Source organism: Rhodovulum adriaticum, assembly GCF_004345735.1.
GTDB classification, from domain to species: Bacteria; Pseudomonadota; Alphaproteobacteria; order Rhodobacterales; family Rhodobacteraceae; genus Rhodovulum; species Rhodovulum adriaticum.
Genome location: NZ_SLXL01000003.1, coordinates 139,913 through 165,196, shown reverse-complemented (window position 1 = coordinate 165,196; position 25,284 = coordinate 139,913). Strand labels below are relative to the sequence as shown.

At 67.8% G+C, this 25,284-nt stretch carries 24 protein-coding genes; 9 read left to right on the top strand and 15 right to left on the bottom strand.

Annotation, left to right across the window (positions count from 1 at the left end; translation table 11 throughout):
- The first annotated feature begins 15 nt into the window (after positions 1–15).
- From EV656_RS06810 to EV656_RS06795, 4 genes are all read left to right on the top strand, one after another.
- Complete coding sequence (locus EV656_RS06810; protein WP_132601347.1) at positions 16–345, top strand: sarcosine oxidase subunit delta; 330 nt, start codon at positions 16–18, stop codon at positions 343–345.
- The gene (locus EV656_RS06805) at positions 342–3,350 is read left to right on the top strand and encodes a sarcosine oxidase subunit alpha family protein (RefSeq protein WP_132601344.1); all 3,009 of its coding nucleotides are present in this window, start codon (positions 342–344) and stop codon (positions 3,348–3,350) included. Before EV656_RS06810 ends, EV656_RS06805 begins: the two co-directional genes overlap by 4 nt.
- Positions 3,343–3,903, top strand: a complete 561-nt coding sequence (locus EV656_RS06800) for a sarcosine oxidase subunit gamma (RefSeq protein ID WP_132601341.1) — start codon at positions 3,343–3,345, stop codon at positions 3,901–3,903. The genes EV656_RS06805 and EV656_RS06800 overlap by 8 nt, the downstream gene beginning before the upstream one ends.
- Before the next feature lie 62 nt (positions 3,904–3,965).
- Positions 3,966–4,574, top strand: a complete 609-nt coding sequence (locus tag EV656_RS06795) for a superoxide dismutase (RefSeq protein ID WP_132601338.1) — start codon at positions 3,966–3,968, stop codon at positions 4,572–4,574.
- A 93-nt stretch (positions 4,575–4,667) separates the two neighbouring features.
- Here the strand turns inward: EV656_RS06795 and gltA are convergent, their stop codons facing one another.
- Positions 4,668–5,963 carry a citrate synthase gene (gene gltA / locus EV656_RS06790; protein ID WP_132601335.1) on the bottom strand — a complete coding sequence of 432 codons (1,296 nt, stop codon included), beginning with the start codon at positions 5,961–5,963 and terminating at the stop codon, positions 4,668–4,670.
- Between the two features lie 89 nt (positions 5,964–6,052).
- Complete coding sequence (gene gltX / locus EV656_RS06785) at positions 6,053–7,456, bottom strand: glutamate--tRNA ligase (protein ID WP_132601332.1); 1,404 nt, start codon at positions 7,454–7,456, stop codon at positions 6,053–6,055.
- A gap of 86 nt (positions 7,457–7,542) precedes the next feature.
- Here gltX and EV656_RS06780 point away from each other — a divergent pair, with 86 nt between their 5' ends.
- Entirely contained in the window at positions 7,543–9,561 is a 2,019-nt protein-coding gene (locus EV656_RS06780; protein WP_132601329.1) for a ComEC/Rec2 family competence protein, read from the top strand.
- On the opposite strand, the gene lexA is transcribed toward EV656_RS06780, so the two are convergent.
- The 6 genes from lexA to EV656_RS06750 form a co-directional block, all read right to left on the bottom strand.
- On the bottom strand, positions 9,555–10,256 hold the full coding sequence (lexA, locus tag EV656_RS06775) for a transcriptional repressor LexA (RefSeq protein ID WP_132601326.1): 702 nt from the start codon (positions 10,254–10,256) through the stop codon (positions 9,555–9,557). The genes EV656_RS06780 and lexA overlap by 7 nt on opposite strands.
- 70 nt (positions 10,257–10,326) lie before the next feature.
- Positions 10,327–11,499 carry a molybdopterin molybdotransferase MoeA gene (locus EV656_RS06770; RefSeq protein ID WP_132601323.1) on the bottom strand — a complete coding sequence of 391 codons (1,173 nt, stop codon included), beginning with the start codon at positions 11,497–11,499 and terminating at the stop codon, positions 10,327–10,329.
- On the bottom strand, positions 11,496–11,975 hold the full coding sequence (moaC, locus tag EV656_RS06765; protein ID WP_132601320.1) for a cyclic pyranopterin monophosphate synthase MoaC: 480 nt from the start codon (positions 11,973–11,975) through the stop codon (positions 11,496–11,498). The genes EV656_RS06770 and moaC overlap by 4 nt, the downstream gene beginning before the upstream one ends.
- Entirely contained in the window at positions 11,975–12,775 is an 801-nt protein-coding gene (trpC, locus tag EV656_RS06760) for an indole-3-glycerol phosphate synthase TrpC (protein ID WP_132601317.1), read from the bottom strand. The genes moaC and trpC overlap by 1 nt, the downstream gene beginning before the upstream one ends.
- Entirely contained in the window at positions 12,772–13,791 is a 1,020-nt protein-coding gene (gene trpD / locus EV656_RS06755; RefSeq protein WP_132601314.1) for an anthranilate phosphoribosyltransferase, read from the bottom strand. Before trpD ends, trpC begins: the two co-directional genes overlap by 4 nt.
- Positions 13,788–14,369, bottom strand: coding sequence for an anthranilate synthase component II (locus tag EV656_RS06750; protein WP_132601311.1), 582 nt, complete (start codon positions 14,367–14,369; stop codon positions 13,788–13,790). Before EV656_RS06750 ends, trpD begins: the two co-directional genes overlap by 4 nt.
- 132 nt (positions 14,370–14,501) lie before the next feature.
- Here EV656_RS06750 and EV656_RS06745 point away from each other — a divergent pair, with 132 nt between their 5' ends.
- Positions 14,502–16,190, top strand: a complete 1,689-nt coding sequence (locus EV656_RS06745; protein WP_132601308.1) for a divergent polysaccharide deacetylase family protein — start codon at positions 14,502–14,504, stop codon at positions 16,188–16,190.
- A 7-nt stretch (positions 16,191–16,197) separates the two neighbouring features.
- Here EV656_RS06745 and trpE read toward each other — a convergent pair whose 3' ends face one another.
- From trpE to fabI, 7 genes are all read right to left on the bottom strand, one after another.
- Positions 16,198–17,712, bottom strand: a complete 1,515-nt coding sequence (trpE, locus tag EV656_RS06740) for an anthranilate synthase component I (RefSeq protein ID WP_132601305.1) — start codon at positions 17,710–17,712, stop codon at positions 16,198–16,200.
- Between the two features lie 10 nt (positions 17,713–17,722).
- The gene (locus EV656_RS06735) at positions 17,723–19,570 is read right to left on the bottom strand and encodes a peptidylprolyl isomerase (protein WP_132601302.1); all 1,848 of its coding nucleotides are present in this window, start codon (positions 19,568–19,570) and stop codon (positions 17,723–17,725) included.
- Positions 19,571–19,638: 68 nt separating this feature from the next.
- Positions 19,639–20,817 carry an aminotransferase gene (locus tag EV656_RS06730; RefSeq protein ID WP_132601299.1) on the bottom strand — a complete coding sequence of 393 codons (1,179 nt, stop codon included), beginning with the start codon at positions 20,815–20,817 and terminating at the stop codon, positions 19,639–19,641.
- A 10-nt stretch (positions 20,818–20,827) separates the two neighbouring features.
- Complete coding sequence (gene gpt / locus EV656_RS06725; protein WP_132601296.1) at positions 20,828–21,331, bottom strand: xanthine phosphoribosyltransferase; 504 nt, start codon at positions 21,329–21,331, stop codon at positions 20,828–20,830.
- 15 nt (positions 21,332–21,346) lie between these two features.
- Positions 21,347–21,958 (bottom strand): LysE family translocator, encoded by a 612-nt coding sequence (locus EV656_RS06720; protein WP_132601293.1) that lies wholly within the window; start codon positions 21,956–21,958, stop codon positions 21,347–21,349.
- A gap of 7 nt (positions 21,959–21,965) precedes the next feature.
- A complete protein-coding gene (locus tag EV656_RS06715; RefSeq protein WP_243695683.1) occupies positions 21,966–22,568 on the bottom strand; it encodes a LysE family translocator in 603 nt (200 codons plus the stop codon).
- A gap of 4 nt (positions 22,569–22,572) precedes the next feature.
- Positions 22,573–23,391 (bottom strand): enoyl-ACP reductase FabI, encoded by an 819-nt coding sequence (gene fabI / locus EV656_RS06710; protein ID WP_132601290.1) that lies wholly within the window; start codon positions 23,389–23,391, stop codon positions 22,573–22,575.
- A gap of 98 nt (positions 23,392–23,489) precedes the next feature.
- On the opposite strand from fabI, the gene pdxH reads away from it, so the two are divergent.
- The 3 genes from pdxH to EV656_RS06695 all read left to right on the top strand — a co-directional run bounded on the left by pdxH (position 23,490) and on the right by EV656_RS06695 (position 25,264).
- Positions 23,490–24,095 (top strand): pyridoxamine 5'-phosphate oxidase, encoded by a 606-nt coding sequence (gene pdxH, locus EV656_RS06705; protein WP_132601287.1) that lies wholly within the window; start codon positions 23,490–23,492, stop codon positions 24,093–24,095.
- Between the two features lie 171 nt (positions 24,096–24,266).
- Entirely contained in the window at positions 24,267–24,815 is a 549-nt protein-coding gene (locus EV656_RS06700; protein WP_132601284.1) for a cold-shock protein, read from the top strand.
- On the top strand, positions 24,779–25,264 hold the full coding sequence (locus tag EV656_RS06695) for a DUF192 domain-containing protein (protein WP_132601281.1): 486 nt from the start codon (positions 24,779–24,781) through the stop codon (positions 25,262–25,264). Before EV656_RS06700 ends, EV656_RS06695 begins: the two co-directional genes overlap by 37 nt.
- Positions 25,265–25,284 lie beyond the last annotated feature (20 nt).

Below are 25,284 nucleotides of genomic sequence, written 5' to 3'. Positions count from 1 at the left end.
GACCAGGGGGGCGCGATGCTTCGCTTGACCTGCCCGTATTGCGGCGCGGCCGCAGACGAGACCGAACTGACCCCGGGCGGCGAGGCGCATCTGACGCGCCACGGCCCCGGGTCCTCAGACGAAGCCTTCGAAGGCTACCTTTTCCTGCGCAAGAATCCCTATGGCGTTCATTTCGAACGCTGGCGCCACGCCCATGGCTGCGGCAAGTGGTTCCATGCCGCGCGTGACACCCGCAGTTTGCAGGTCTTTGGCACCTATTCCGCGCAGGTCACCCGCCCGCCGCAGGACATCATCGACCGGATCGCCGCGACACATCCCGGCTTTGACTGGGAGGCGGGGCAATGAGCTTTCGGCTGGAAACCGGCGGGCGCCTGATCGACCGGGGCGCGCCGCGCCGCTTTGCCTTCGACGGGGTGGAATGCACGGGGTTTGCCGGCGACACGCTGGCCGCGGCGTTGCTGGCCAACGACCATATGATGGTCGGCCGGTCCTTCAAGTATCACCGCCCGCGCGGGCTGGTCGCTTCGGGGGTAGAGGAACCGAACGCGCTGGTGGGCCTCGGCATCGGCGGCCGGTTCGAGCCGAACCAGCGCGCCACGATGACCGAGCTGTTCGACGGGCTGGTGGCAGAAAGCCAGAACCGGTTCCCCTCGCTCGCCTTCGATGTCGGCGCGGTCAATGCGCGGCTGGCGCGCTTTCTGCCCGCGGGGTTCTATTACAAGACGTTCCTGTGGCCGCGCGCCTTCTGGAAGCATGTTTACGAACCCGTGATCCGTCAGTCGGCGGGCCTGGGTCAAGCGCCGACCGAAACCGACCCTGACGCCTATGAACATTTCCATGCCCATGTCGATCTGCTGGTGATCGGCGGGGGTATCGCCGGTTTGCAGGCGGCGCTGAGCGCGGCGCAATCCGGTGCCCAGGTGCTGCTGATCGAGCAGACCGCCCATTGGGGTGGGCGCGCGCCCGTGGATGGCGTGATCGTGGACGGGATGCCCGCGGGCGCGTGGGTGGCGCAAACGGTCGCCGCGTTGCAGGCGATGGACAATGTCCACCTGCGGCTGCGGATGCAGGGCACGGGCGTCTTTGACCATGGCTATGTTCTGGCGCATGAGCGGCTGACCGATCATGCGCCGGATGCGCCCGGCCCCCGGCATCGCCTGTGGAAGATCCGCGCGCAACAGATCGTCACCGCGACCGGCGCGATCGAACGTCCCCTGGCCTTCCCGGGAAATGACGTGCCGGGGGTCATGCTGGCCTCGGCCATGCGCGACTACGTGGTGAACTGGGCGGTGGCCCCGGGCCGGCGCACGGTGGTCGTGACCAACAATGACGACGCTTACCGAACCGCTTTGGCGCTGCTTGACGCGGGGCTGGAGGTGCCTGCCATCCTGGATGCGCGCGATGCGGCCGACGGCCCGCTGCCGCAACAGGCCCGCGCGCGCGGCATTCCCGTGCGTACCGGCAGGGCGGTGGTCAAGGTCAAGGGCACCACGCGGGTCAAGGGTGTGGGCATCGGCAACGCGGGCGGCATCGGACTGGCCACCGACACCATCGCCTGCGACGCGGTGGCGATGTCGGGCGGCTGGTCGCCGGTGGTGCACCTGTGGTCCCATTGCGGGGGCAAGCTGACTTGGGACAACACCCATGCGATGTTCCGGCCCGATCCCGACCGTGCGCCGACGGGGGCCGATGGCCAGCCCTTCGTGCATGTGGCAGGCAGCGCCAACGGCGCGCTGCATGCGACGGACTGTCTGGACGACGCGGCCCGCGCAGCGGTGGCGGCTGCTGCGGCGCTTGGGCACCAGATCACCGCACAACCACCCCGCGCCGACGCCCCGGCAGAGGCGCCGATGCAGCCGGTCTGGGTGATGCCGGGCCGGGCCAGCCCGGCCCAGCGGATGAAGATGTTCCTGGACTACCAGAACGACGTGAAGGTGTCGGATGTCCAGCTGGCCGCGCGCGAGGGCTATGAAAGCGTCGAGCATACCAAGCGTTACACCACGCTCGGCATGGCGACCGACCAGGGGAAGCTGTCCAATATCAACGGGCTTGCCATCCTTGCCGACAGCCTGGGCGCAGAGATCCCGCAGGTGGGCACCACCACCTTCCGCCCGCCCTATACGCCGCTGACCTTCGGTGCCATCGCAGGCGAGGCGCGCGGCGATCTGTTCCAGCCCGTGCGCAAGACGCCAATGCACGACTGGCACACGGAGCAGGGCGCGGTGTTCGAACCCGTGGGCCAGTGGCGCCGCCCCTATGCCTATCCGCGCAAGGGCGAAAGCCGGGCGCAGGCCGTCCAGCGCGAGGTGAGCAACACCCGTGAAAACGTGGGTCTGCTGGATGCCTCCACCCTGGGCAAGCTGCTGGTGACGGGGCCGGACGCGGCCGAATTCCTGGATCGCGTCTACACCAACATGATGTCCACCCTGAAACCGGGCCGCTGCCGCTATGGGCTGATGTGCAGCGAAAACGGCTTTCTGATGGATGACGGCGTGGTGGCGCGGCTGTCCGAGGACAGCTTTCTGTGTCACACCACCTCTGGCGGGGCCGAGCATGTGCACGCGCACCTTGAGGAATGGCTGCAGACCGAGTGGTGGGACCTGAAGGTGCATGTCATCAACCTGACCGAGCAGTTCGCGCAGGTGGCCGTTGTCGGCCCCAAGGCGCGGGTGCTGCTGGACCGGCTGGGCGGTATGGATTTGTCGCGCGAGGCGCTGTCCTTCATGGGCTGGGTTGAGGGCGAACTGGCGGGCATCCCGGCGCGGGTCTACCGCATCTCCTTCTCGGGCGAACTCAGCTTTGAGGTGGCCGTGCCCGCGGGGCAGGGGCGGGCGTTCTGGGACGCCTGCCTGGACGCCGGGGCCGATCTGGGTGTCGCGCCCTACGGCACCGAGGCGCTGCATATCATGCGGGCCGAAAAGGGCTTTATCATGATTGGGGACGAAACCGACGGCACGGTGATCCCGCAGGATCTGGGGCTGGACTGGGCCGTGTCCAAGAAGAAGGCCGATTTCATCGGCAAGCGCGCGCAAGAGCGGGTGCACATGACCGACCCCGACCGTTGGAAACTGGTGGGCCTGGAAACCCTGGACGGCAGCGTGTTGCCTGACGGTGCCTACGCGGTGGATGACGGGCTGAACGCGAACGGCCAGTGCAACACCCAGGGGCGGGTGACCTCGACCTACCATTCGCCGACGCTGGGGCGCGGCATCGCGATGGGGCTGGTGCGGCACGGACCGGACCGGATGGGCGAGGTGCTGAACTTCATGCGCACCGATGGGCGCACGCAGCCCGCGCGGATCGTCAGCCCCGTGTTCTACGACCCCGAAGGGGAGAAGCAGAATGTCTGAACTGCTCTGCACCGAGGGCCTGGCCCGCATCGAAACCGTGTCCGGCCGCGGCATGATCACGCTGAAGGGCGAGCTGGAAAGCCGCCGCTTCAGGAACGTGCTGGCCAAGGCGCTGGACCTGCCGTTGCCGGGGCCGTTGTCCTGCGCCTTCAACGGGGCCCGGGGCGTCGGTTGGATGGCACCCGACGAGGTGTTGATCTTGGTCCCCGGCGAAGAGGTGCCCGAGGCGCTGGCAAGACTGCGCAACAAGATCGGCGATCACCACATCACCGCCGTCGATGTGTCGGATGCCCGCGCCCAGTTCCGTCTGACCGGGCCGGGCGCGCGCGAGGTGCTGGCCAAGCTGTCGCCGGTCGATTTCGCGCCTGCCCGCTTTGCCCCCGGTACGTTCCGCCGGACCCGGCTGGCGCAGGTGCCCGTCGCAGTCTGGCAAAAGGAGGAGGACGTGTTCGGGCTGGTCTGTTTCCGTTCCGTGGCGGATTACGTTGCCGGGTTGCTGGTCAATGCCGCCGCGCCCGGATCGGGTGTCGGGTATTTCGCATCCGGGGGTTGACCTTCCCCCGCCCGGGCCTCCATCTACGGCAAAGTGACGCAGTCAACAGAGAGGGGCCCAATATGGCTTTCGAACTTCCCGACCTTCCTTACGCCCATGACGCGCTGGCTGACCTGGGCATGTCCAAGGAAACGCTGGAATACCACCACGACCTGCACCACAAGGCCTATGTCGACAACGGCAACAAGCTGATCGCCGGGACCGAGTGGGAGGGCAAGTCCCTCGAAGAGATCGTCAAGGGCACCTACGAGGCCGGCGCCGTTGCGCAGAACGGCATCTTCAACAACGCCTCGCAGCACTGGAACCACACCCAGTTCTGGGAGATGATGGGTCCGGGCAAGCCCGCGATGCCGTCCGAGGTGGAAAGCCGCATTACGGATGGCTTCGGATCGTTCGACAGCTTCAAGGAACAGTTCACCGCCGCGGGCGTGGGGCAATTCGGCTCTGGCTGGTGCTGGCTGGTGGTCGATACCGACGGCACGCTGAAGATCACCAAGACGGAAAACGGTGTGAACCCGCTGTGCTTTGGCCAGACCGCGCTGTTGGGCTGCGATGTGTGGGAGCACTCCTACTACATCGATTTCCGCAACAAGCGCCCGGCCTACCTGACCAACTTCGTGGATAACCTGGTCAACTGGGAAAACGTGGCCGAGCGTCTGTCCAAGGCCTGAGATCACGCACGGTAAACGCGAAACGGCCGCCCCTCGGGGCGGCCGTTTTTCGTTGCGGGCTGTGGGCGCGCCGAAGGGCGCGCGCCCTGTCGATCAACGATCCTCGACATCCGTGTAATCGCGATGGGTCGGGCCGGTGTACAGCTGGCGCGGGCGGCCGATCTTCATCGTCGGGTCCGAGATCATTTCCTTCCACTGGGAAATCCAGCCCACCGTGCGGCTGACCGCAAAGATCGGCGTGAACATCGAGGTCGGGAAGCCCATCGCATCCAGGATGATGCCGGAATAGAAATCCACGTTGGGATACAGCTTCTTCTCGACGAAATAGGGATCTTCCAGCGCGATCTTTTCCAGCTCCATCGCGACTTTCAGCGTCTCGTTGTCTTCGACACCCAGCAGGTCCAGCACCTCGTGCGCAGACTGTTTCATCACCTTGGCGCGCGGGTCGAAGTTCTTGTAGACCCGGTGGCCGAAGCCCATCAGGCGGAACGGGTCGTTCTTGTCCTTGGCGCGCGCGACGTATTCCGGAATCTTGTCCACGGTGCCGATTTCACGCAGCATTTCCAGGCAGGCCTGGTTGGCGCCGCCATGGGCCGGCCCCCACAGGCACGCAATGCCGGCCGCGATACAGGCGAACGGGTTAGCCCCCGAGGACGAGGCCAGGCGCACGGTCGAGGTCGATGCGTTCTGCTCGTGGTCCGCGTGCAGGGTAAAGATGCGGTCCATCGCGCGCGTCAGGATCGGGTCGACCTCGTATTCCTCGGCCGGGACGGCAAAGCACATCCGCAGGAAGTTGGACGCGTAGTCCAGATCGTTGCGCGGATAGACGAAGGGCTGGCCCACCGAATACTTGTAGGCCATCGCCGCGATCGTCGGCACCTTGGCGATCAGCCGGATCGAGGCGACCTCGCGCTGCCAGGGATCGTTGATGTCGGTGGAGTCGTGGTAGAAGGCCGACATCGCGCCGACCACGCCCACCATGATCGCCATCGGGTGCGCGTCGCGCCGGAACCCCGAGAAGAAGCGGTGCATCTGCTCGTGCACCATCGTATGGCGCGTCACGCGGTTCTCGAAATCCTCCAGCTGCGCGGCGGTCGGCAGATTGCCGTACAGCAGCAGGTAGCAGACTTCCAGGAAGTGCGATTTCTCGGCCAGCTGGTCGATCGGGTAGCCGCGGTGCAGCAGTTCGCCTTCGTCGCCATCGATGAAGGTGATCGCGGACTCGCAGGACGAGGTGGAGGTAAAGCCCGGGTCGTGGGTGAACACCCCCATCTGCGAATACAGCTTGCGGATATCGACCACGTCGGGGCCGGCTGTGGGGCTGAGCACCGGAAGCTCGACCGATTTGTCTCCCAGGGTCAGCGTCGCGGTTTTGGTGCTGTCGGCCATGAATGTCCCTTTCCGTGTTACGGGCGACCTGCGCCGCTCTCCCTGTTGCGGCGCCGGTCCGTGGCGTGCGGGCACATCGGCCGAGGCCGTCAGCCCTGGGCGTCAGCGAGCCGGGCGAGCGTTTCGTACCGGCCGATGACGAGCATCATGTCAAACACGCTGGGCGAAACCGAGCGGCCCGCCAGCGCCGCGCGCAGGGGGCCTGCCAGCTTGCCCAGCTTCAGCCCATGGGCCTCTGCCACCGTGCCGACTGCCGCCTCCAGCGCATCTCGCGTCCAGCTAGCATTTTGCAGATGCGGCGTCAATTCTGCCAGTATACGACGGGATACATCATCCAGCGCCTTCGCGGCCTTCTCGTCCGGTTCGATAGGGCGAGAGGCCAAGACGAAGTTCGCTTTTTCAATGAGTTGCGGGAAGGTCTTGATGCCACCTTTCAGTAGGAGCAGCGCCTGTGCAAGACCTTCTTTTTGCGCCTCCCCAAGGGGGGAACGTTGCGTCGCCTTCAGGAAACCCTCGAATTCACGCAGCAGCGCAGCATCGTCCATTCCGGCGAAGTGCTGGCCGCACAGGTTTTCCAGCTTCTTGAAGTCGAACCGCGCGGGCGATTTGCCGATTCCGCCCAGGTCGAACCACGCTTGCGCCTGCGCGTCGGTGAAAAACTCGTCATCGCCATGGGACCAGCCAAGCCGCGCCAGATAGTTGCGCATGCCCGCCGCCGGATAGCCCATGTCGCGGTATTCCTCGACCCCCAGGGCGCCGTGGCGTTTCGACAGCTTCTTGCCGTCGGGGCCGTGGATCAGCGGGATATGCGCCCATACCGGCACGTCCCAGCCCATCGCGCGATATATCTGCATTTGCCGCGCGGCGTTGTTCAGGTGGTCGTCGCCCCGGATCACATGGGTCACGCCCATATCGTGATCGTCGACCACCACGGCCAGCATATAGGTCGGCGTCCCGTCAGAGCGCAGCAAAACCATGTCGTCCAGCTGTGCGTTCTTTACGGTCACGTCGCCCTGCACCTGGTCTGCAATCACCGTCGCGCCGTCGCGGGGCGCCTTGAGGCGGACGACATAGGGCGCATCGGGGTGTGTTGCCGGGTCGGCATCGCGCCAGGGGCTTTGGTAAAGGGTTGACCGCCCCTCGGCCTTGGCCGCCTCGCGGAAGACGGCGATTTCGTCCTGTGTAGCGAAACATTTGTAGGCATTGCCGCTTGCCAGCATCGCCTCGGCCACCTCGTGGTGGCGATCGGCGCGCGCGAACTGGCTGACCGGCTCGCCGTCCCAGTCCAGGCCCAGCCAGGTCAGCCCGTCCAGGATCGCCTGCGTGGCCTCGGGGGTGGAACGTGCGCGGTCGGTATCCTCGATCCGCAGCAGGAATTTCCCGCCGCGACCGCGCGCGTACAGCCAGTTGAACAGCGCCGTGCGCGCACCGCCGATATGCAGAAAGCCGGTGGGCGAGGGGGCGAAACGAGTGACGACAGGGGCCTCGGACATGCGCCTTAACCTTTTGGAAACCATGTTGGGGATAGCGTTGCGACCTGTCTAGGGGATCGCCGCCGAGAGGACAAGCCGTGCCGCCCATGGCCGTGATCGAGCATCAGCGCGGGCATCTCTTCCCGTGGAGCGCGGTGATGCTGGGCCTGGGGATCGGGTTGTATTTCGCGCTGCCGGTCGAACCGGTCGGCCCCGTGCTGGCAGTGACGGGCGCCATGATTGGCGGGCTGGCCGTGCTGGCCTGGCGCCTGCCCCGGCTGGCCCCTGTGTTGCTGATCCCGGCGCTGATCGGGGCAGGGGTTCTGGTGGCGGCCCTTCGCAGCCAGCAGGTCGCCGCGCCGGTGCTGCCCTATCGCGTTTACGGCCCGGTCGAGGGGCGGGTGATCGCGCTGGATCGGTCCCAGTCCGATGTGCCGCGCCTGACGCTGGATCGCGTCTGGATTTCCGGGCTGGACCCCGCTGAAACACCTGCCCGCGTCCGCATCTCGTTGCACGGGGCCAGCGGGTTGACGGACCCGGTGCCGGGCACATGGCTGGCAGTGACCGCGCATCTGTCCCCGCCCGCCGCCCCGGCAGAGCCGGGCGGGTTCGATTTCCGCCGCCATGCCTGGTTTCAGCGCCTGGGGGCGGTTGGCTATGCGCGCAGCCCGCCCGTGATGCTGGCGCCGCCAGAGCGTGGCGTTGCGCTGGCGGTGCATCGGGCGCGGATGCATCTGTCGCGGGCGTTGCGTGCACGGATGCCGGGCGACCAGGGGGCGTTTGCCGCAGCGATCTTGACCGGGGATCGCTCGGCGATTTCACGCGACACGTTGCAGGATTTGCGCGATGCCAATCTGGCGCATCTGCTGGCAATCTCCGGCTTGCATATGGGGCTGCTGACCGCCGTCGTATTCGGTGCCTTGCGCTATGGCCTGGCACTGATCCCGCCGGTGGCCCTGCGCCTGCCCATCAAGAAGATCGCCGCCATCGGTGCGCTGCTGGCCGGGGCGGTCTACCTGGCGCTGTCGGGGGGCAACGTGGCGACCGAACGCGCATTCATCATGGTGGCGGTGGTGTTGGGGGCGGTCCTGGCCGACCGCCGTGCCTTGACCCTGCGTGCCGTCGCGGTTGCGGCGTTGATCGTTTTGCTGCTGACACCTGAAAGCCTGACCGGCGCGGGATTCCAGATGTCCTTTGCGGCGACGACAGCGTTGGTGGCCGCCTTTGCCGCGCTGCGTGATCTGCCCGAGTCGGTTCCACGCCCGCCCGCCTGGCTGCGCGGGCCGTTGGCGGTGGTGCTGTCCTCGGCGGTGGCCGGGGCCGCGACCGCGCCATTCGGGGCGGCGCATTTCAACCAGGTGGCGCAGTATGGTCTATTGGCCAACCTGCTGAGCGTACCGCTGATGGGCGCGCTGGTGATGCCCGCGGCGGTGCTGGCCGCGTGCCTTGCGCCCTTTGGGCTGGCCGGGCTGGGGCTGGAGCCGATGCGTTGGGGCATTGCCTGGATCCTGGCGGTGTCCGACCATGTCGCGGGGATGGAGGGTGCGGTCTGGCCGGTCGTTGCACCGGGACCATGGGTGCTGCCGCTGCTGACCCTTGGGGCGCTTTTCGGAGTGGTCTGGCAGGGGCGGGCGCGGGCACTGGGGCTGGTGCCGATGGCGATGGCCCTGCTGCTGTGGGCACAGGCCCAGCGGCCGGTCCTGCTGATCGCCGAAAGCGGCGGGCTGATGGGCCTGATGACGGCCGAGGGCAGGGCGTTGAGCAAGCCCGCAGGCGACGGGTTCGTCGCGCGAAGCTGGTTGGAAAACGATGGCGACCGGGCGGAACAGGATGCGGCCTTTGCCCGGCCGGGGCTGTTCGGGCCGCGCCAGGCGCAGGTGGCCATGGTCGGTGCGCAACGCATCACCTTGCTAAGCGGCCGGGGCTGGGCCGAGCGTATTGCACCGGCCTGTGCTGCGGGCTGGGTGGTGGTGCCGCAGCGCGTGGATCGACCGCCGCCGGGCTGTACGCTGTTTGATCGCACGATGCTGCGGACGACCGGCGCCTTGGCGCTGTATCCCGATGGGGATGGGGTCAGGCGGATCGGGGCGCGCCGTCTGGCCGGCAATCGCCCTTGGACTCAGTAGCTGCGGATCAGCCCGACCAGCCGGCCCTGAACGTGGACCTGATGGCTGTGCAGCAGGCGGGTTTCATAGGCGGGGTTGGCGGCCTCCAGCGCGATCATGTCGCCCTTGCGGCGGAACCGTTTCAGCGTGGCTTCGTGCCCCTCTACCAGGGCGACGACGATTTCCCCGTTCTGGGCGGTATCCTGTTCGCGGATCACCACGATGTCCCCATCGTTGATCCCGGCCTCGATCATCGAGTCGCCCTTGACCTCCAGCGCGTAGTGCCTGCCCTGGCCGGACAGCATCGTGCCGGGCACGGCAACGTGAGAGGCGACCTCGGAAATCGCCTCGATCGGGGTGCCTGCGGCGATCCGGCCCATCACCGGCAGTTCCAGCGCGCCGACCGATTCCACGTTCATCGCGCCCGCGGGCGGCGGCGGGGGCGCATCCCCCTCGATCACCTTGGGGGTAAAGCCGGTCTTACCCAGCTTGGTTTCCAGCGCTTCGGGCAGTTTGACGATCTCGATCGCGCGGGCGCGGTGGGCCAGGCGGCGGATGAAGCCGCGCTCCTCCAGCGCCGTGATCAGGCGGTGAATGCCCGATTTGGACCGCAGGTCCAGCGCATCCCGCATCTCGTCGAAAGAGGGGGGGACGCCATCGGCCTGGGTCCGCTTGTGAATGAATTCCAACAGGTCGAGTTGTTTGCGCGTGAGCATGGAACCTCCGTCACCGCCGGGGTGTTCGTCCATGTTCTACGCATGTTCCCGTTTTGTGTCAAGCGTGGCGCTAAAGCGGCAGGTAATCCACCCGCTCGCCCGCTTGCCGTGGCCCCTCATGGGGCGCCCGCACGATCAGCGCGCGGGCCTCGGACAGGATGGTCAGCAGGGCGCTGTCCTGACTGTCGAAGGGGACAAGCCGCCCGTCGATGATCCGGGCGCGCATGTAATGGGCGCGCGGGCCGTTTGCTGGCAGATCGCAGGCCACCGGCGCACGGGACGCAGGGGCCGGTTCAGCGGGCAGGCCTTGCATCACCCGGATCGCCGGCAGAACGAAGACATGGGCGCAGACCAGCGCGGACACCGGGTTGCCGGGCAGACCAATCATCGTGGCATCGCCCAGCCGCCCCGCCATCAACGGTTTGCCCGGGCGCATCGCCACCTTGTAAAAGCTCTGGTTCAGTCCCAGATCGGCGGCCACCTTGCCCACCAGGTCGTGATCGCCGACAGAGGCCCCTCCGATGGTCAGGATCAGGTCAGCATCGCGGGCCTGGGCAAAGACGGCCCGCAGGGACGCCTCGGTATCGCGCGCGATGGGTAGCATCTGCGCACGGGCGCCTTCGGCCTCGGCCATCGCTGTCAGGGCAAAGCCGTTGGCGGCGATGATCTGGTCGGGGCCGGGGGTTTCGCCGGGCATCACCAACTCGTCCCCGGTGGCGATGATTGCCACGCGCGGGCGGCGGTGGGCGGTGACGCGGGGCACGTTCATGGCCGCGGCCAATGCCAGGTCGGCGGGCCGCAGGCGCCGGGGCGCAGACAGGGTGTCGCCACAGGCGAAATCGGCCCCGGCGGGGCGGATATGGGCCGCGCTGTCCAGCCGGTCACCAAGGGTGATGCGGTCGCCGTCCCGCATCACGTCCTCTTGGATGATGACGCGATCCGCGCCGGGCGGGACCGGCGCGCCGGTGAAGATGCGTACCGCCTGTCCGGGGGCGAGCGTTCCGTCAAATCCATGCCCGGCGGCCGACGTGCCGATCACGCCGAGGCTGGCGCCGGGTCGGGCATCGGCGGCCGTCACCGCGTAGCCATCCATGGCAGAGGCCGCAAAGGGCGGCTGGTCCCGCCGGGCGATCACCGGGGCGGCCAGCACCCGGCCTGCCGCATCCTCGAGCGCGACCTCTTCGGTCGGCAGGGGGGCGACCAGATCGAAGATATGGGCCAGCGCCTCGGCGACCGAGATCATTTCGGCGCCTCGTAGCGGCCCGATTTCCCGCCCTCTTTCAGGGTCAGGCGGATGCCGCCGATTTCCATTCCCTTTTCGGCGGCCTTCAGCATGTCATAGACCGTCAGCGCGGCGGTTGAGGCCGCGGTTAACGCCTCCATCTCGACGCCGGTCTGGCCGGTGGTCTTGACCGTGGCAGCGATGCGGATACCGGGCAGGTCGGGGTCTGGCGTCAACCCCAGTGTAACCTTGGTCACGGGCAGGGGGTGGCACAGCGGGATCAGCTCGGCCGTTTTCTTGGCGCCCATGATCCCCGCCAGTCGCGCCACGCCCAGCACGTCGCCCTTTTTCGCGCGCTGCTCGGTGACCAGCGCCAGCGTTTCCGACGTCATCTTGACCCACCCTTCGGCCACGGCGACCCGCGCGGTGGCGGGCTTGTCCGAGACATCGACCATGTGGGCGTGTCCCTCGGCGTCGAAATGGGTCAGGTCCGCCATCACGCCACCGGGTCGGCCAGCAGGGCGCGGGTGGCCGCGGTCACGTCGTCCTGCCGCATCAGGCTCTCCCCGATCAGGAAGCGGCGCACGCCGTGGCCTGCCATGTCGGCCAGATCGGCGGGCGTGTAGAGGCCGGATTCGCTGACCACGTGGCGGTCGGCAGGCACGCGCCCGGCCAGTGTACGGGTGGTGTCCAGCGTGGTTTCAAAGGTTTTCAGGTTTCGGTTGTTGATGCCGATCAGCGGCGATTTCAGCGCCAGGGCCCGGTCCAGTTCGGCGGCGTCGTGCACCTCGATCAGCACGTCCATGCCCCAGCCAAAGGCCGCATCCTCCAGTTCCGCGGCCTGCGCGTCGGACACGCTGGCCATGATGATCAGAATGCAATCGGCGCCCAGGGCGCGGGCCTCGGCCACCTGGTAGGTGTCGTACATGAAATCCTTGCGCAGGCAGGGCAGGGCGGTGGCATCATGGGCCTGCACCAGATAGTCCTTGGCCCCCTGAAAGGACGGTGTATCGGTCAGCACCGACAGACAGGCCGCGCCGCCGTCCTCGTAGGCCTTCGCCAGCGCGGGCGGGTCGAAATCGGGGCGGATCAGCCCCTTGGAGGGGCTGGCCTTCTTGACCTCGGCGATCAGGCCGTGGCCGGTTTCGGCCTTGGTACTCAGCGCGGCGCCAAAGCCCCGTACGGGGGGCGCGGCCTTGGCCTCTGACTCTACATCCGCAAGCGGTTTGGCGGATTTGTCGGCGGCGACCTCTTCCAGCTTGTAGGCCTTGATGCGGTCAAGGATGGTATCGCTCATGCCGCCCCCGAGGTGATCTTGGCCAGGCCCTCGACCTTGGCCTTGGCCGCGCCGCTGTCGATGCTCTCGGCGGCAATTGCCACGCCCTGCGCCAGATCACTGGCCTGGCCCGCAACGACCAGCGCGGCCGCTGCGTTCAACAGCACCGCGTCGCGATAGGCGGACGCCTCGCCATCCAGCAGCGCGGCAAAGGCGCGCGCGTTGTGTTCGGGCGTGCCGCCCAGGATCGCCTCGAAGGGATGGACCGGCAGGCCCGCCTCTTCGGGGTGGACTTCGCGTTCGCTGACCGTGCCGCCGTCCAGCACCGCGACCCAGGACACGCCCGCGATGGACAGCTCATCCGTGCCGTCGCCGCCATGGACCAGCCAGGCGCGCTCGGACCCGAGCGCGCCCAGGGTTTCGGCCATGGGGCGGATCAGGTCGCGGGTAAAGGCGCCGGTCAGTTGCCGTTTCACCCCCGCGGGGTTGGTAAGCGGGCCGAGGATGTTGAAGATCGTGCGCGTGCCCAGTTCCATCCGGGTGGGCATCACATGGGCCATGGCCGGGTGGTGCATCGGCGCCATCATGAAGCCGATCCCGACCTCTTTCAGCGCCTTTTCAACGACATCCGGGCCGACCATCACGTTGATGCCCATTTCCCCCATCGCATCCGCCGCGCCGGACTTGGACGACAGGTTGCGGTTGCCGTGCTTGGCGACCGGCACGCCCGCGCCGGCCACGACAAAGGCCGTCGCGGTGGAAATGTTCAGCGTGCCCTTGCCATCGCCCCCGGTGCCCACGATGTCCATCGCGCCCTCGGGGGCGGCGACGGGTTTACACTTGGCCCGCATGACGGCGGCGGCGGCGGCGAATTCGTCCACTGTTTCACCGCGGGTGCGCAGCGCCATCAGCAGGCCGCCGATCTGGCTGGGGGTGGCCTGGCCCTCGAACAGGGCCTCGAAGGCGCTTTCCGCCTCGGCCCGGCTCAGCGGCCGGTCGGCGGCGATGCCGATCAGCGGTTTCAGATCGTCGCTCATGCGGGCTCCTTCACGGTGTCGAGGAAGTTCTTCAGCAGCGCGTGGCCGTGTTCGGATGCGATGCTTTCGGGGTGGAATTGCACCCCGTGGATGGGTTTTTCGCGGTGGCGCAGGCCCATGATCGTGCCATCCTCCAGCCGGGCATTCGCCATCAGATCGTCGGGCAGGCTGTCGCGTTCGACGATGAGCGAGTGATAGCGCGTCGCCTGGAACGGGCTGGGCAGCCCGGCAAAGACGCCGCTACCGTCATGCGCGATCGTGCCCATCTTGCCGTGCACGATGTCGCCCGCGCGCACCACGCGACCGCCAAAGGCCTGCCCGATGGTCTGGTGGCCCAGGCACACGCCCATCAGGGGAATTTCGGCCTCTGCCGCCGCGCGGGTCAGGTCCAGGCAGATGCCCGCCTGTGCCGGGTCGCAGGGGCCGGGCGACAACAGGATCGCCGAGGGGCGCAGCGCCATGGCCCCGGCCACATCCAGTGCATCGTTGCGCACGACGCGGGTCTCGGTTCCCAGCTCTCCCAGGTAATGGACGAGGTTGTAGGTAAAGCTGTCGTAGTTGTCGATCAGGAGCAGCATGCGCCACGCTTTCGCGAAAGGGGATGAACCCCGTGGAAGGTCGGGCTATACATGCCCAGAGGCTAGCGCCCCGGTCAAGGGGGGCGCCATTCGGGGCGTCAGGCCCCGCGGGCAAAGGAAAAGGGACGAGGCATGGGCAAAGGTCTTGTCAGCGGAATTATCTGGGGCGTGATCGTGTCGGTGCTGGTACTGGTGCTGTTGGCGTTGACGACGCCCGTGCCACAGCGAGGCGGGACCGGCCTGGCCCGACCGGCCGAGGCGCCCGCCAGCGGCCTGCCGTCCGGGGCGCAGACGCCCGATGCGGATGAGGTAACGCAAGGTGCAGCGGCCACCGGCGAAACGCCTGCTGGTGAAACTGATGAAGCGGCCCCAAGCCGCGAGCAAGGCGCGCCCGCTGCGGTGCCGGAACAGGCGCAGGATGGGCCGCTGCAAGAGCCGGTAATGGAAAACACGGCCGCGGGGCGCGGGGTCGCGCCGACGGCGCCGACCACCTCTGTTCCCGAGGCGCCGCCGGTTGCCGACCCTGCGGCGGATGCGCCCGTTGCCGCCCCCGCGACATCGCCCGCTGTCGACATCGTTTTGCCCGAAGGGTCGGCCTTCGGCAGGCCCGAGGGGTTGGAACGCAACGACCTGCCGGGCGAGGCCCCGGCCCCCCGCGCAGCCCCCGGTGCCGCGATCCCGGCCCCACCGCTGCCCGCCGCGGACACCCCGGCCCTGGATGAAACCGCGCCGGCCAGCGCCCCGTCCCCGGTCGTCGATGGTCCCGCAGCGATGATCGCGCCCGAAGGAACCGAAGCGCCGACCCGGCAGATGACCGACGAGGAGCCGGTTCTGCCCAGCCCCGGTGTGCGGGGGCCCAGCGACCCGGGCGCGGCTATTGGCGCCGGTGCCGATGCGGTGCCGGACCCGGCCCAGCCCCTGGGGCTGCCGCCCACCGGCTTTGAAAGCGGTGTGCCCGGCGTGCGCACCGACCGTTTGCCGACAGCGTCTGTGCAGCCCCCCCCGACGGAAGAGGCCGCCGCGCCAGAGCAAGCCCCGACTGCAAGCGCGCCCCCGCCCGCAGCGGCCCCGGCGCCCGAGGGCGACGCCCCGCCGCCTGCGCCGCCCACCGATGCGGCGGCCCCCGCCTCAGCAGCGGAACCCGAGGCCGGGGCCCTGGCGCGAAACGCCCGCGCGGTGGAACTGCGTGCGGGCGTGCCGCTGATGTCGGTGATCCTGATTGATGCGGGCGAAGAGGGCGTGGCCCGCGCCGCCCTGCACGAACTCAGCGTGCCGGTGACCTTTGCGGTGGACCCGACCCTGTCCGATGCCGGGGATATCGTGCGCGGCTACCGCGACGCCGGCCACGAGGTCGTCACCCTGGCCCGTGGTCTGCCGCCGGGCGCCACCCCCAGCGATCTGGAGGAAACGATGACCGCGCTGCTGGCCGCGACGGACGGCAGTGTCGCGGTTCTGGATGCGGCGACGGGCGGTTTTCAGGACGACCGTGCGCTCAGCGCGCAGATGGTTTCGTTGGCCGATGCCAGTGGGCACGGACTGCTGACCTATGATCGCGGTTTGAACGGCGCGGCGCGGATGGCGGGGCAGGTGGGGGTGCCCGCGGCCACGGTGTTCCGCCTGCTGGACGGCGCGCGCGACAACCCCTTCGTGATCCGGCGCAAGCTGGACCGGGCGCTGTTCAAGGCCCGCCAGGACGGGCATGTCATCGTCGTCGGCCACAGCTACCGCGATACGGTCAGCGCCTTTTACGAATGGGCGCTGGAGGCGGCAGCGGACGAGGTGCAGCTTGTCCCGGTTTCGGCGATCCTGACGCGCGAGTGATCCGCGCCTATCCGTTGCCGCGCCGGACGAAGCGGGCGGCCTCTGCCGCGGCGGCGCGAAGGGCGTTGGATTTGTTCACCGTTTCCTGCCATTCGGCCTCGGGGTCGCTGTCATAGACGACGCCGCCCCCGGCCTGGATATACAGCTTTTCATCCTGCACCACGGCGGTACGCAGCGCGATGCACATGTCCATGTCGCCGCCGGCTGCGAAATAGCCCACGCCGCCGCCATAGACGCCGCGCTTTTCGGGTTCCAGCTCGTCGATGATTTCCATCGCGCGAACCTTGGGGGCGCCGCTGACCGTGCCCGCGGGCAACCCGGCCAGCAGGGCCGACAGGGCGTCGTGATCCTCGGAAATCTCGCCCACCACGTTGGACACGATATGCATGACGTGGGAATAGCGCTCGATCACGAATTGTTCGGTCGGGTGGACGGTGCCGATCTTGGCGACCCGGCCCACGTCGTTGCGGCCCAGGTCCAGCAGCATCAGGTGTTCGGCGCGTTCCTTCTGGTCGGCCAGCAGATCGGCCTCCAGCGCGCGGTCCTCTTCGGGGGTGGCGCCGCGCGGCCGGGTGCCCGCGATGGGGCGTATCGTGACCTCGCCCTGGCGCAGGCGCACCAGGATCTCGGGGCTGGCGCCGATCACCTGAAAGCCGCCGAAATTGAAGTAGAACATGAAGGGCGAGGGGTTCGTGCGCCGCAGGCTGCGATACAGCGAAAACGGCGGCAGCGGGAAATCCTGTGTCCAGCGCTGCGCCGGGACCACCTGAAAGATGTCGCCCGCGCGGATGTAGTCCTTGGCCCGCTCCACCGCGGCCATGTAGCCGTCCTTGGTGAAGTTCGACACCGGCGCGCCGGTGTCCACGGCCTCGCCGAAATCGCGGGTTTCGGCAGGGACCGCGCGGTCCAGATCGCGCAGCGCATCCATCACCCGTTCCGCCGCCTGGGCATAGGCGGCGCGCGCCGACAGGCCCGGTTGCGGGCGGGCCGGGGACACGACGATGACCTCGCCCTTGACGCCGTCCAGAACCGCGACGACCGAGGGGCGCAGCATCACCGCGTCGGGCAGGCCCAGGGGATCGGGATTGACGTTGGGCAGGTGTTCGACCAGCCGGATCATGTCATAGCCCAGATAGCCGTAAAGACCGGCCGCGATCGCGGGCAGATCCTCGGGCATATCGATTTCGCTTTCGGCCAGAACGGCGCGCAGGCTGTCCAGCGGATCGCCCGGCAGATCCTCCCACGCGTCGGCATCGAAGCGGGCATGCCGGTTCACCCGGCTGGCCGTGCCCCGGCATTCCCAGACAAGGTCGGGCTTGAACCCCACGACGGAATAGCGGCCGCGCACCTCGCCCCCGGTGACCGATTCCAGCATGAAGCTGTCGCGCCGGGCCCCTGCCAGTTTCAGCATCAGCGAAACGGGCGTGTCCAGATCTGCGGCCAGGCGGGCGTGAACAACTTGCGCGCGGCCCGCCTCGTAGCCGCGTTCGAAGCTTTCGAAATCGGGGTTCAGCTTTGCCATCGTGCCTGCCTCAGCGGAATTGCGCGTGAACGGCGTTGATCGCCGCCTGATCCAGCCGCAGTTGCGACGTGTTCAGCAGGGTTTGCGCAAAAAGGGTATAGAGATCCTGCGCGATGCCCTGTCCGGCCTGCCGGGCCAGCGTGTCGCGCAACAGCCCCGCGGTCGGGTCGGTTTCATCCGGCGGCAGCACCGCGTCCAGCCGGATCAGCCATGCGGCCTGGTCCCGCGCAACCACGGCAGTCTCGCCCGGTGCGGCGAGGGTGAACAGCGCCTCTGCCAGGGCGGGCGGGGTCAGGCCGCCGCGCGACAGGCCCTCTTCGCGGGTGACCGGGTAGCCCAGGCCATCCAGTTCGGTGCCGCCGTCCATCTGTGCCTGCAAGGCCTCGGCCAGTTCGGCCAGCCGGCGGCGGCTCTCGGCGGCCTGCCAGTCGGCTGTGACCTGTTCGCGAACCTCGTCCAGCGGGCGCAGGGTGGGGGGCACCTCGGCATCCAGGCGCAGGGCAAAGATGCCGCCATCCTCCAGTTCCAGGATCTCGGGGAAGTCGCCCTCAGCCACCGCCTCTGCGGCCTCGCGGAAGGCGGCATAGGCGGCAATGCCCTCTTCGCTGGTCGAGGTATAGGCGATCTGCCCCAGTTCCATGTCGGTTTCGGCGGCCAGCTCTTCCAGCGTCGCGCCGGCGGCCAGCCGGTCGTCCATGTCGGTGATGCGGTCGGCGATCATGCGCGCGGCGCGGTCGCCGAAGGCCTCGGTCGCCAGGGTTTCGCGCGCCTCTTCAAAGGGGGTTTCCTGCGCGGCCAGAATGGCGTTGACGCGGAACAGCGCCGGGCCAAGGTCCGACATCACCGGCCCGGCGATGCCCGGGGCATCCAGGGCGAACACGGCGGTCCCTGCCGCGCCCCCGATATCGGCCTGGGTCACATCGCCCAGGTCCACATCCGAAAGCTGTAGCCCGCGCGCGTCGACCAGCGTGTCGAAATCGCTCTCTCCGGCCTCGATCGCGGCCAGCGCCTCTGCGGCCTCGGCCTCGCTGGGGAAGGCCAGGCGTTCGACAAGGCGCCGTTCGGGCTGGACGAATTCGTCCAGGCGTTCCTCGTAAAGCTCGCGCAGCATTTGTTCATCCGGTTCGATGCGGTCGGCCATCATGTTCGGCGTCAGCCAGGCATAGGTGATCTGGCGCGTGCGGGGGGCGGTGTAGGCGTCGGGGGTGGCCTCGTACTGGGCCTGCACCTGCGCCGCGGTCGGGGTAGGGACCGGGTCGGCCAGGTCGTCCGCCGTCAGGCGCAGCAGGCTGGCGCTGCGGCGTTCCGCGATGAAGGCATACAGCGTGTCCGTGTAGGTTTCAGGCGCCCGCAGCCCCGAGACAATCGCCGCCTGCAACAGCGAACGTGCGGTGTCGGCGCGGATCATCGCCTCGAACTCGGCCTCGGTCAGGCCATTCTGTTCCAGCGTAAAGCGGTAGGCCTCACGGTCGAAATCGCCGCTCGCCCCCTGAAAGGCGGGCACGGCCATCACCTCGCGCGCGACGCGCGCGTCGCCGACGGACACGCCCAGCCGGGCCAGCTCGTTGTCAAGGGCAGCCTCGGTGATCAGTTCGCCGCGTACCGCGTCGGTCAGCCCGATCTGTTGGGCCTGGGCCATGCTCATTGGCGCGCCGCTGGCGGCCTGTTGCGCGTTCAGTTCCCGTTGCAGCGCGCGGGCATAGGCGTCGGCAGAAATCTCGGTTTCGCCAACGCTGCCGATGGTGCGGACGCTGCCGCCGAAATTCGCCACGCCAAAGCCCCCAAGCCCGACGATCAGCAACAGCAGCAGGATCCAGACCAGCGTCTTGGAGGTCTGCTTGGCGATGGACTTGGACATGGGGCCCCTCTTGCGTGGCGATGCGTGGTCCGGCCTTGTGTAGGTCTTTGCCGGGCCGGTCGCAAGCGTCAGGGGGCAAAGGCGGCCAGCCGCCCGAACAGCGCGGCCAGCCCGGCGCGGTCGGCATTGGCAAAGGCGATGCGCAGTTCGCCACGGGCCTGGGTGTCGGCCTCGGGGCGGAACATGGTGCCGGGCAGCAGCAGCACCCCGGCCTCTGCCACCAGCCGCCGGGCCAACGCGTCCGACGCGATGGCGTAGGGGTGGCGCAGATAGGCGAAATAGGCCCCGACGCCCAGCAGATCCCAGCCGGGCAGGGCGGTCAGGCCGGTTTGCACCGCCGCGCGGCGGGCCAGGATCTCGTCCCGTTCGCCGGCCAGCCATTGGCCCAGGTTGCGCATCCCCCAAAGGGCGGCGCGCTGGCCCAATTGGTTGGGGCAGATGGCAACGGTGTCCAGGAACTTCTCCACCTCGGCCAGCCGGTCACGCCCGGCGACGATCGCGCCCACACGATGGCCGGTCAGCCGGTAGGCCTTGGAAAAGGAATAAAGGTGGATCAGCGTGTCGTCCCAGTCGGGATCGGCGAACAGGTCATGGGGGGCGCCGCTGCGCGAGTCGAAATCGCGGTAGGTTTCATCGACGATCAACGCGATGCCATGGCGGCGGCAGAGTTCCATGAAATCGGCGACGATGCGGGCGGGGTATTCCACGCCGGCCGGGTTGTTGGGCGTGACCAGGACGATGGCGCGGGTGCGTTCGGTAATCAGTTGGCCGGCGCGCTGCGCCTCGGGCAGCAGGTCCGCGCCGGTGGTCAGCGGAACGGTGCGGATGCCCTGCATCTGCAACCACATCGCGTGGTTGAAATACCATGGCGTGGGCACGATAATCTCGTCCCCGTCGCCGGCCAGGGTGGCCATTGCCGCGCAGAATGCCTGGTTGCAGCCTTGGGTGATGGCGACCTGATCCTCGGCGATCTGGCCGTCATAGGCCGCCGACCATTGCGTCGCGATCTCGGCCCGCAACTCTGGCAGGCCCAGAACGGGGCCGTAAAGATGCGCGGCGGTGTCGGTCAATGCGGCCTCGGCGATGGCCTGGCGCAGGCCCTCTGGCGGGGGCTGCATCGGGGCGGCCTGGCTGACATTGATCAGCGGGCGATCGGCGGGAAACTCCACCCCCTCCAGCCAGCGCCGCGCCTCCATCACCGGGGGCGGAAAGGTGGCGGCCATGCGGGGATTGAGGGGGAGCGCCATTTCGGATGCCTCAGTCGGTGCCGCGATAGGGTTCGACGTATTGCAATGCCATGTCCCAGGGGAAGAAGATCCAGGTGTCCTGGCTGACCTCGGTGATATAGGTATCGACCATCGGCTTGCCCTTGGGCTTGGCATAGACCGTGGCAACATGGGCCTTGGGCATGTGGGCGCGGACCACCTCCAGCGTGCGGCCGGTATCCACCAGGTCGTCCACGACCAGTACCCCGCTGCCGTCGCCGATCAGGTCCATGTCGGGGGATTTGATGACGCGCGGTTCGCTCTGGGTCTGGTGGTTGTAGGATTTCACGCTGATCGTATCGACCATGCGGATGTCCAGTTCGCGGGCCACGATCATCGCCGGGGCCATGCCGCCGCGGGTGATCGCCACCACCGCGCGCCAGGCGCCATCGTCGGGCCCATGCCCGTCCAGCCGCCAGGCCAGCGCGCGGGCGTCGCGGTGCAACTGGTCCCAGCTGACGTGAAAGCCTTTTTCGTGGGGCAGGCGGTTTGTCATCTTCTTTCTTGTTCCCTAGCTGAATGCGATCTTGAGGCCGAAGGCGGCGATCAGTGTTCCGAAGGCCCGGTCGAGCAGGGCCTTGAACCGGCCATAGGCGTTGCGCGCACGCGGTAGCGAAAAAAGCCGGGCCACCGCAAGATACCATAGCGTTTCGTTGCAAAAGATCACCGCGATCAGCGCGGCGCGCACGGCCAGCGGCGCCTCGGCCGGGACCAGCCCGACGAAGACCGCGCCGAAAAAGATCGCCGTTTTCGGATTGCTGGCAAAGGTCAGAAACCCCAGCCGGATCGCGGCAAGCGGGCCGCGCGGGTTCAGGTCGCCCGCCTCGGGCAGGGGGGTGCGGGCGTGGCGCCACATCATCACCGCGATGAACAGCAGAAAGGCCGCGCCGCCCAGCTTCATCGCGACGAACAGCGCGGGCACCAGTTCGAACAGCAGCGCCAGCCCCGCCATCGCCGCCGTTGCCCACAGCGCCGCGCCCAGACCGAACCCGACGGCCAGCGCGGCGGCGGTGCGGAAGCCCTCGGTCGCGGCGGTGCGCGCGCTGACCACGAAAGAGGGGCCCGGACTCATCGCGGCCAGCAGGTGGATCAGGCAGACGGACAGAAAGGCGGCCAGGGTCATGTGGGCCTCAGCGCGACAGGATCAGTTTCAGGCCAAGCGCCCCCAGCACCGCCGCGGCAAGGCGATCCAGATGCGGTTTGGCCGCCAGGTAGCCGTTGCGTGCGGCAGACGTGGACAGCGCAGCGGCAAACAGCGCGTAGACGATCAGTTCGACGACAAGGTGGTTGCCCACGATCAGCCCCTTCTGGGCGAGCGTCAGGTCGGGCGGAAAGATCACGATCAGCACCGAGGCCGCGAACAGAACCGCCTTGGGGTTGGCCGCGTTCACGGCGGCCCCGCCCCAAAAGGCGCGCCGCTCGGGATGCGGGCTGTCGCCAAGGGGGCGGCGCGCGTCGCGCCACAGCCCGACCGCGATATACAGCAGGTAAATCGCACCGCCGACCTTCAGCGCGGCAAAGGCCCAGGGAAACAGCGTGAACACCGCCTCCAGCCCCAGCAGGGCCGCCCCGGTCCAGGCCGCTGCGACCAGGCCCAATCCGGCCCCGGTCGCAGCGCCCGCCGTAAACCCGTGCGCCACGGACATACGCAGAGCATACAGCAGCGCCGGGCCGGGCGCGGCCATCGCCGCCAGCAGCGTCAGGTTGAACGCGATCAGGTGGGCGGGGTCCACCTGCCTATTTCCGGCCGGTGACCGCGTCGATGTCCGGGGCGTCCACGGCCTTCATGCCGACAAGGTGATAGCCCGCGTCGACATGGTGCGTCTCGCCGGTCACGCCGCTGCCCAGATCGGACAGCAGATAGACGGCCGCCTTGCCGACCTCTTCCTGGGTCACGTTACGCCGCAGGGGCGAGTTCAGCTCGTTCCATTTCAGGATATAGCGGAAGTCGCCGATGCCAGAGGCCGCCAGCGTCTTGATCGGGCCTGCGGAAATCGCGTTGACCCGGATGCCGTCCTTGCCCAGATCCTCGGCCATGTAGCGCACGCTTGCCTCCAGCGCGGCCTTGGCCACGCCCATGACGTTGTAGTGGGGCATCACCCGTTCGGCGCCGTAATAGGTCAGCGTCAGTGCCGCCCCGCCCGGACCCATCATCCTGGCCGCGCGCTGCACGACAGCGGTGAAGGAATAGACCGAGATGTCCATCGTCATCGCGAAATTGTCGCGGGTCGTATCGACATAGCGACCGCGCAGCTGTTCCTTGTCGGAAAAGCCGATGGCGTGGACGATGAAATCCAGCTTGTCCCAGTGCTGGCCCAGTTCCTCGAACAGACGGTCGAGCGAGTTCTCCTCGGCCACGTCGCATTCGATCACGATGTTGCTACCCAACCGTTCGGCCAGGGGCGCGACACGTTTCTTCAGCGCATCGCCCTGGTAGGAGAAGGCCAGTTCCGCGCCCTGTTCCGCGCATTTCTGCGCGATGCCCCAGGCAATCGACTTGTCATTGGCAAGGCCCATGATAAGCCCGCGCTTGCCTTCCATCAGTTTCATTGACATCCGGGTGTCCTCGACCACCTATTCAGAAAATTGCAGCCGGTGTAGGGCAATTGCCCCACCCCATCAAGTGCGACAGGACAGGGCAGGAGAGCGCAGGCATGGCCGACCGCAACGGGATTTTCGCGGGCGATGACCCGTTCGCACTGGCGCGGGCCTGGCTGGCCGAGGCCGAAAAGACAGAGGTGAACGATCCCAACGCGATCGCCCTGGCCAGCGTGGATCCCCAGGGCCTGCCCAATGTGCGCATGGTTCTGCTGAAGGAGATCGAGGCCGACGCCTTTGTCATCTACACCAATTTCGACAGCGCAAAGGGCCAGGAAATCGAGAGTGCCGGCAAGGCCGCCTTCGTCATGCATTGGAAATCGCTGCGCCGGCAGGTGCGGGTGCGCGGGTTGACCGAGCGGGTGGAGGACGAAAAGGCCGATGCCTATTATGCCTCGCGCGCATTGCAAAGTCGGCTGGGCGCCTGGGCTTCGCAGCAATCGCGGCCGCTGGCCAGCCGAACCCAGTTGATGGCCGAGGTCGCCAAGGTGACCGCGCAAAAGGGCGTTGCCCCACCGCGCCCGCCCTTTTGGGGCGGTGTGCGCCTGCGCCCGCTGGAGATCGAGTTCTGGGCCGACGGGGCCTTTCGGCTGCATGACCGATTCCGTTGGCGCCGCGACGAAATCGGCGCGCCGTGGCAGATTGCCCGCCTTTATCCTTGACGTAGCGTAAGCTTTCGGGCGTCGTTGTGGACGCTGCGTCGCGGCAAGGCGCTTGGGGCTTGCCTTTGGCCGCATGGGTGTGAGAATGGGTCAGTAACGGTGACATGCAGCGCGCTGTCACAGTCCGAGGACCAATGGGAGCGTGTGGGCGAAGATGCGTGTCGGGGACCAATGACCGAAGATCGCCAGGAAGAGGCTGTCCCGGTACAGGGCCGGGTCAAATGGTTCGACCCCGGCAAGGGGTTCGGTTTCGTCATCGCCGATGAGGGCGGGCCGGATATCCTGTTGCATGCCAACGTGTTACGGAATTTTGGCCAGGGGTCTGTCGCGGATGGGTCCGCGATCCGGCTTGTCGTGCAGCGCACCGCGCGGGGCCTGCAGGCCGTCCAGGTGCTGGAGATCGAGCCGCCCGAGGACGCCGCGCCGGGCCTGCCCGAGGCGGGGGACAGCTTTCAGGTCGATGCGGCAACCCTGGCCGAAACGCCGCTGGAACCGGCGCGGGTCAAATGGTTCGACAAGGGCAAGGGGTTCGGTTTTGCCAATGCGTTCGGCAACCCTGCCGACATCTTCATTCATATCGAAGTCCTGAGAAGATCGGGACTGGCGGACCTGCAACCTGGTGAGGCCGTCGCGCTGCGCGCGATCGAGGGTGACCGGGGACGCATGGCAATTGCGGTGGAACCATGGGAAAACGCATCTTCGGATCCTTCGCGGCGCTGAGCGTCGCGCTGGTCCTGTCAGCCGGGGCGGCGGGCGCCGATGTCGTCTGCGCAGATGACCGGGTCGACCTGCGTGGGGACTGGGGGCAGGCCCGTTTCACGGTCGAACTGGCCGATGCGCCCGAGGAACGCTCCCGCGGCCTGATGCACCGCGACTCGCTGCCCCGCGCCGCGGGAATGCTGTTCATCTATCCCACGCCCCAACGTGTCGCGTTCTGGATGAAGAATACGCTGATCCCGTTGGACATGCTGTTTCTTGATGCGCAGGGCCGTGTGGTCCGGCTGCATGAAAACGCCCGCCCGCTGGATGAAACCCCCATCGACGGCGGCCCTGGCGTGAAGGCCGTCCTTGAGATCAACGGTGGTCTGGCCGCGCGCCTGGGGATCGGCCCGGGAACGGTGTTGCGCCATCCCGCCCTGGGGCAAGGGGCCGCCTGGCCCTGTCCGTAAGCGCTTGTCTTGGGCCTTTC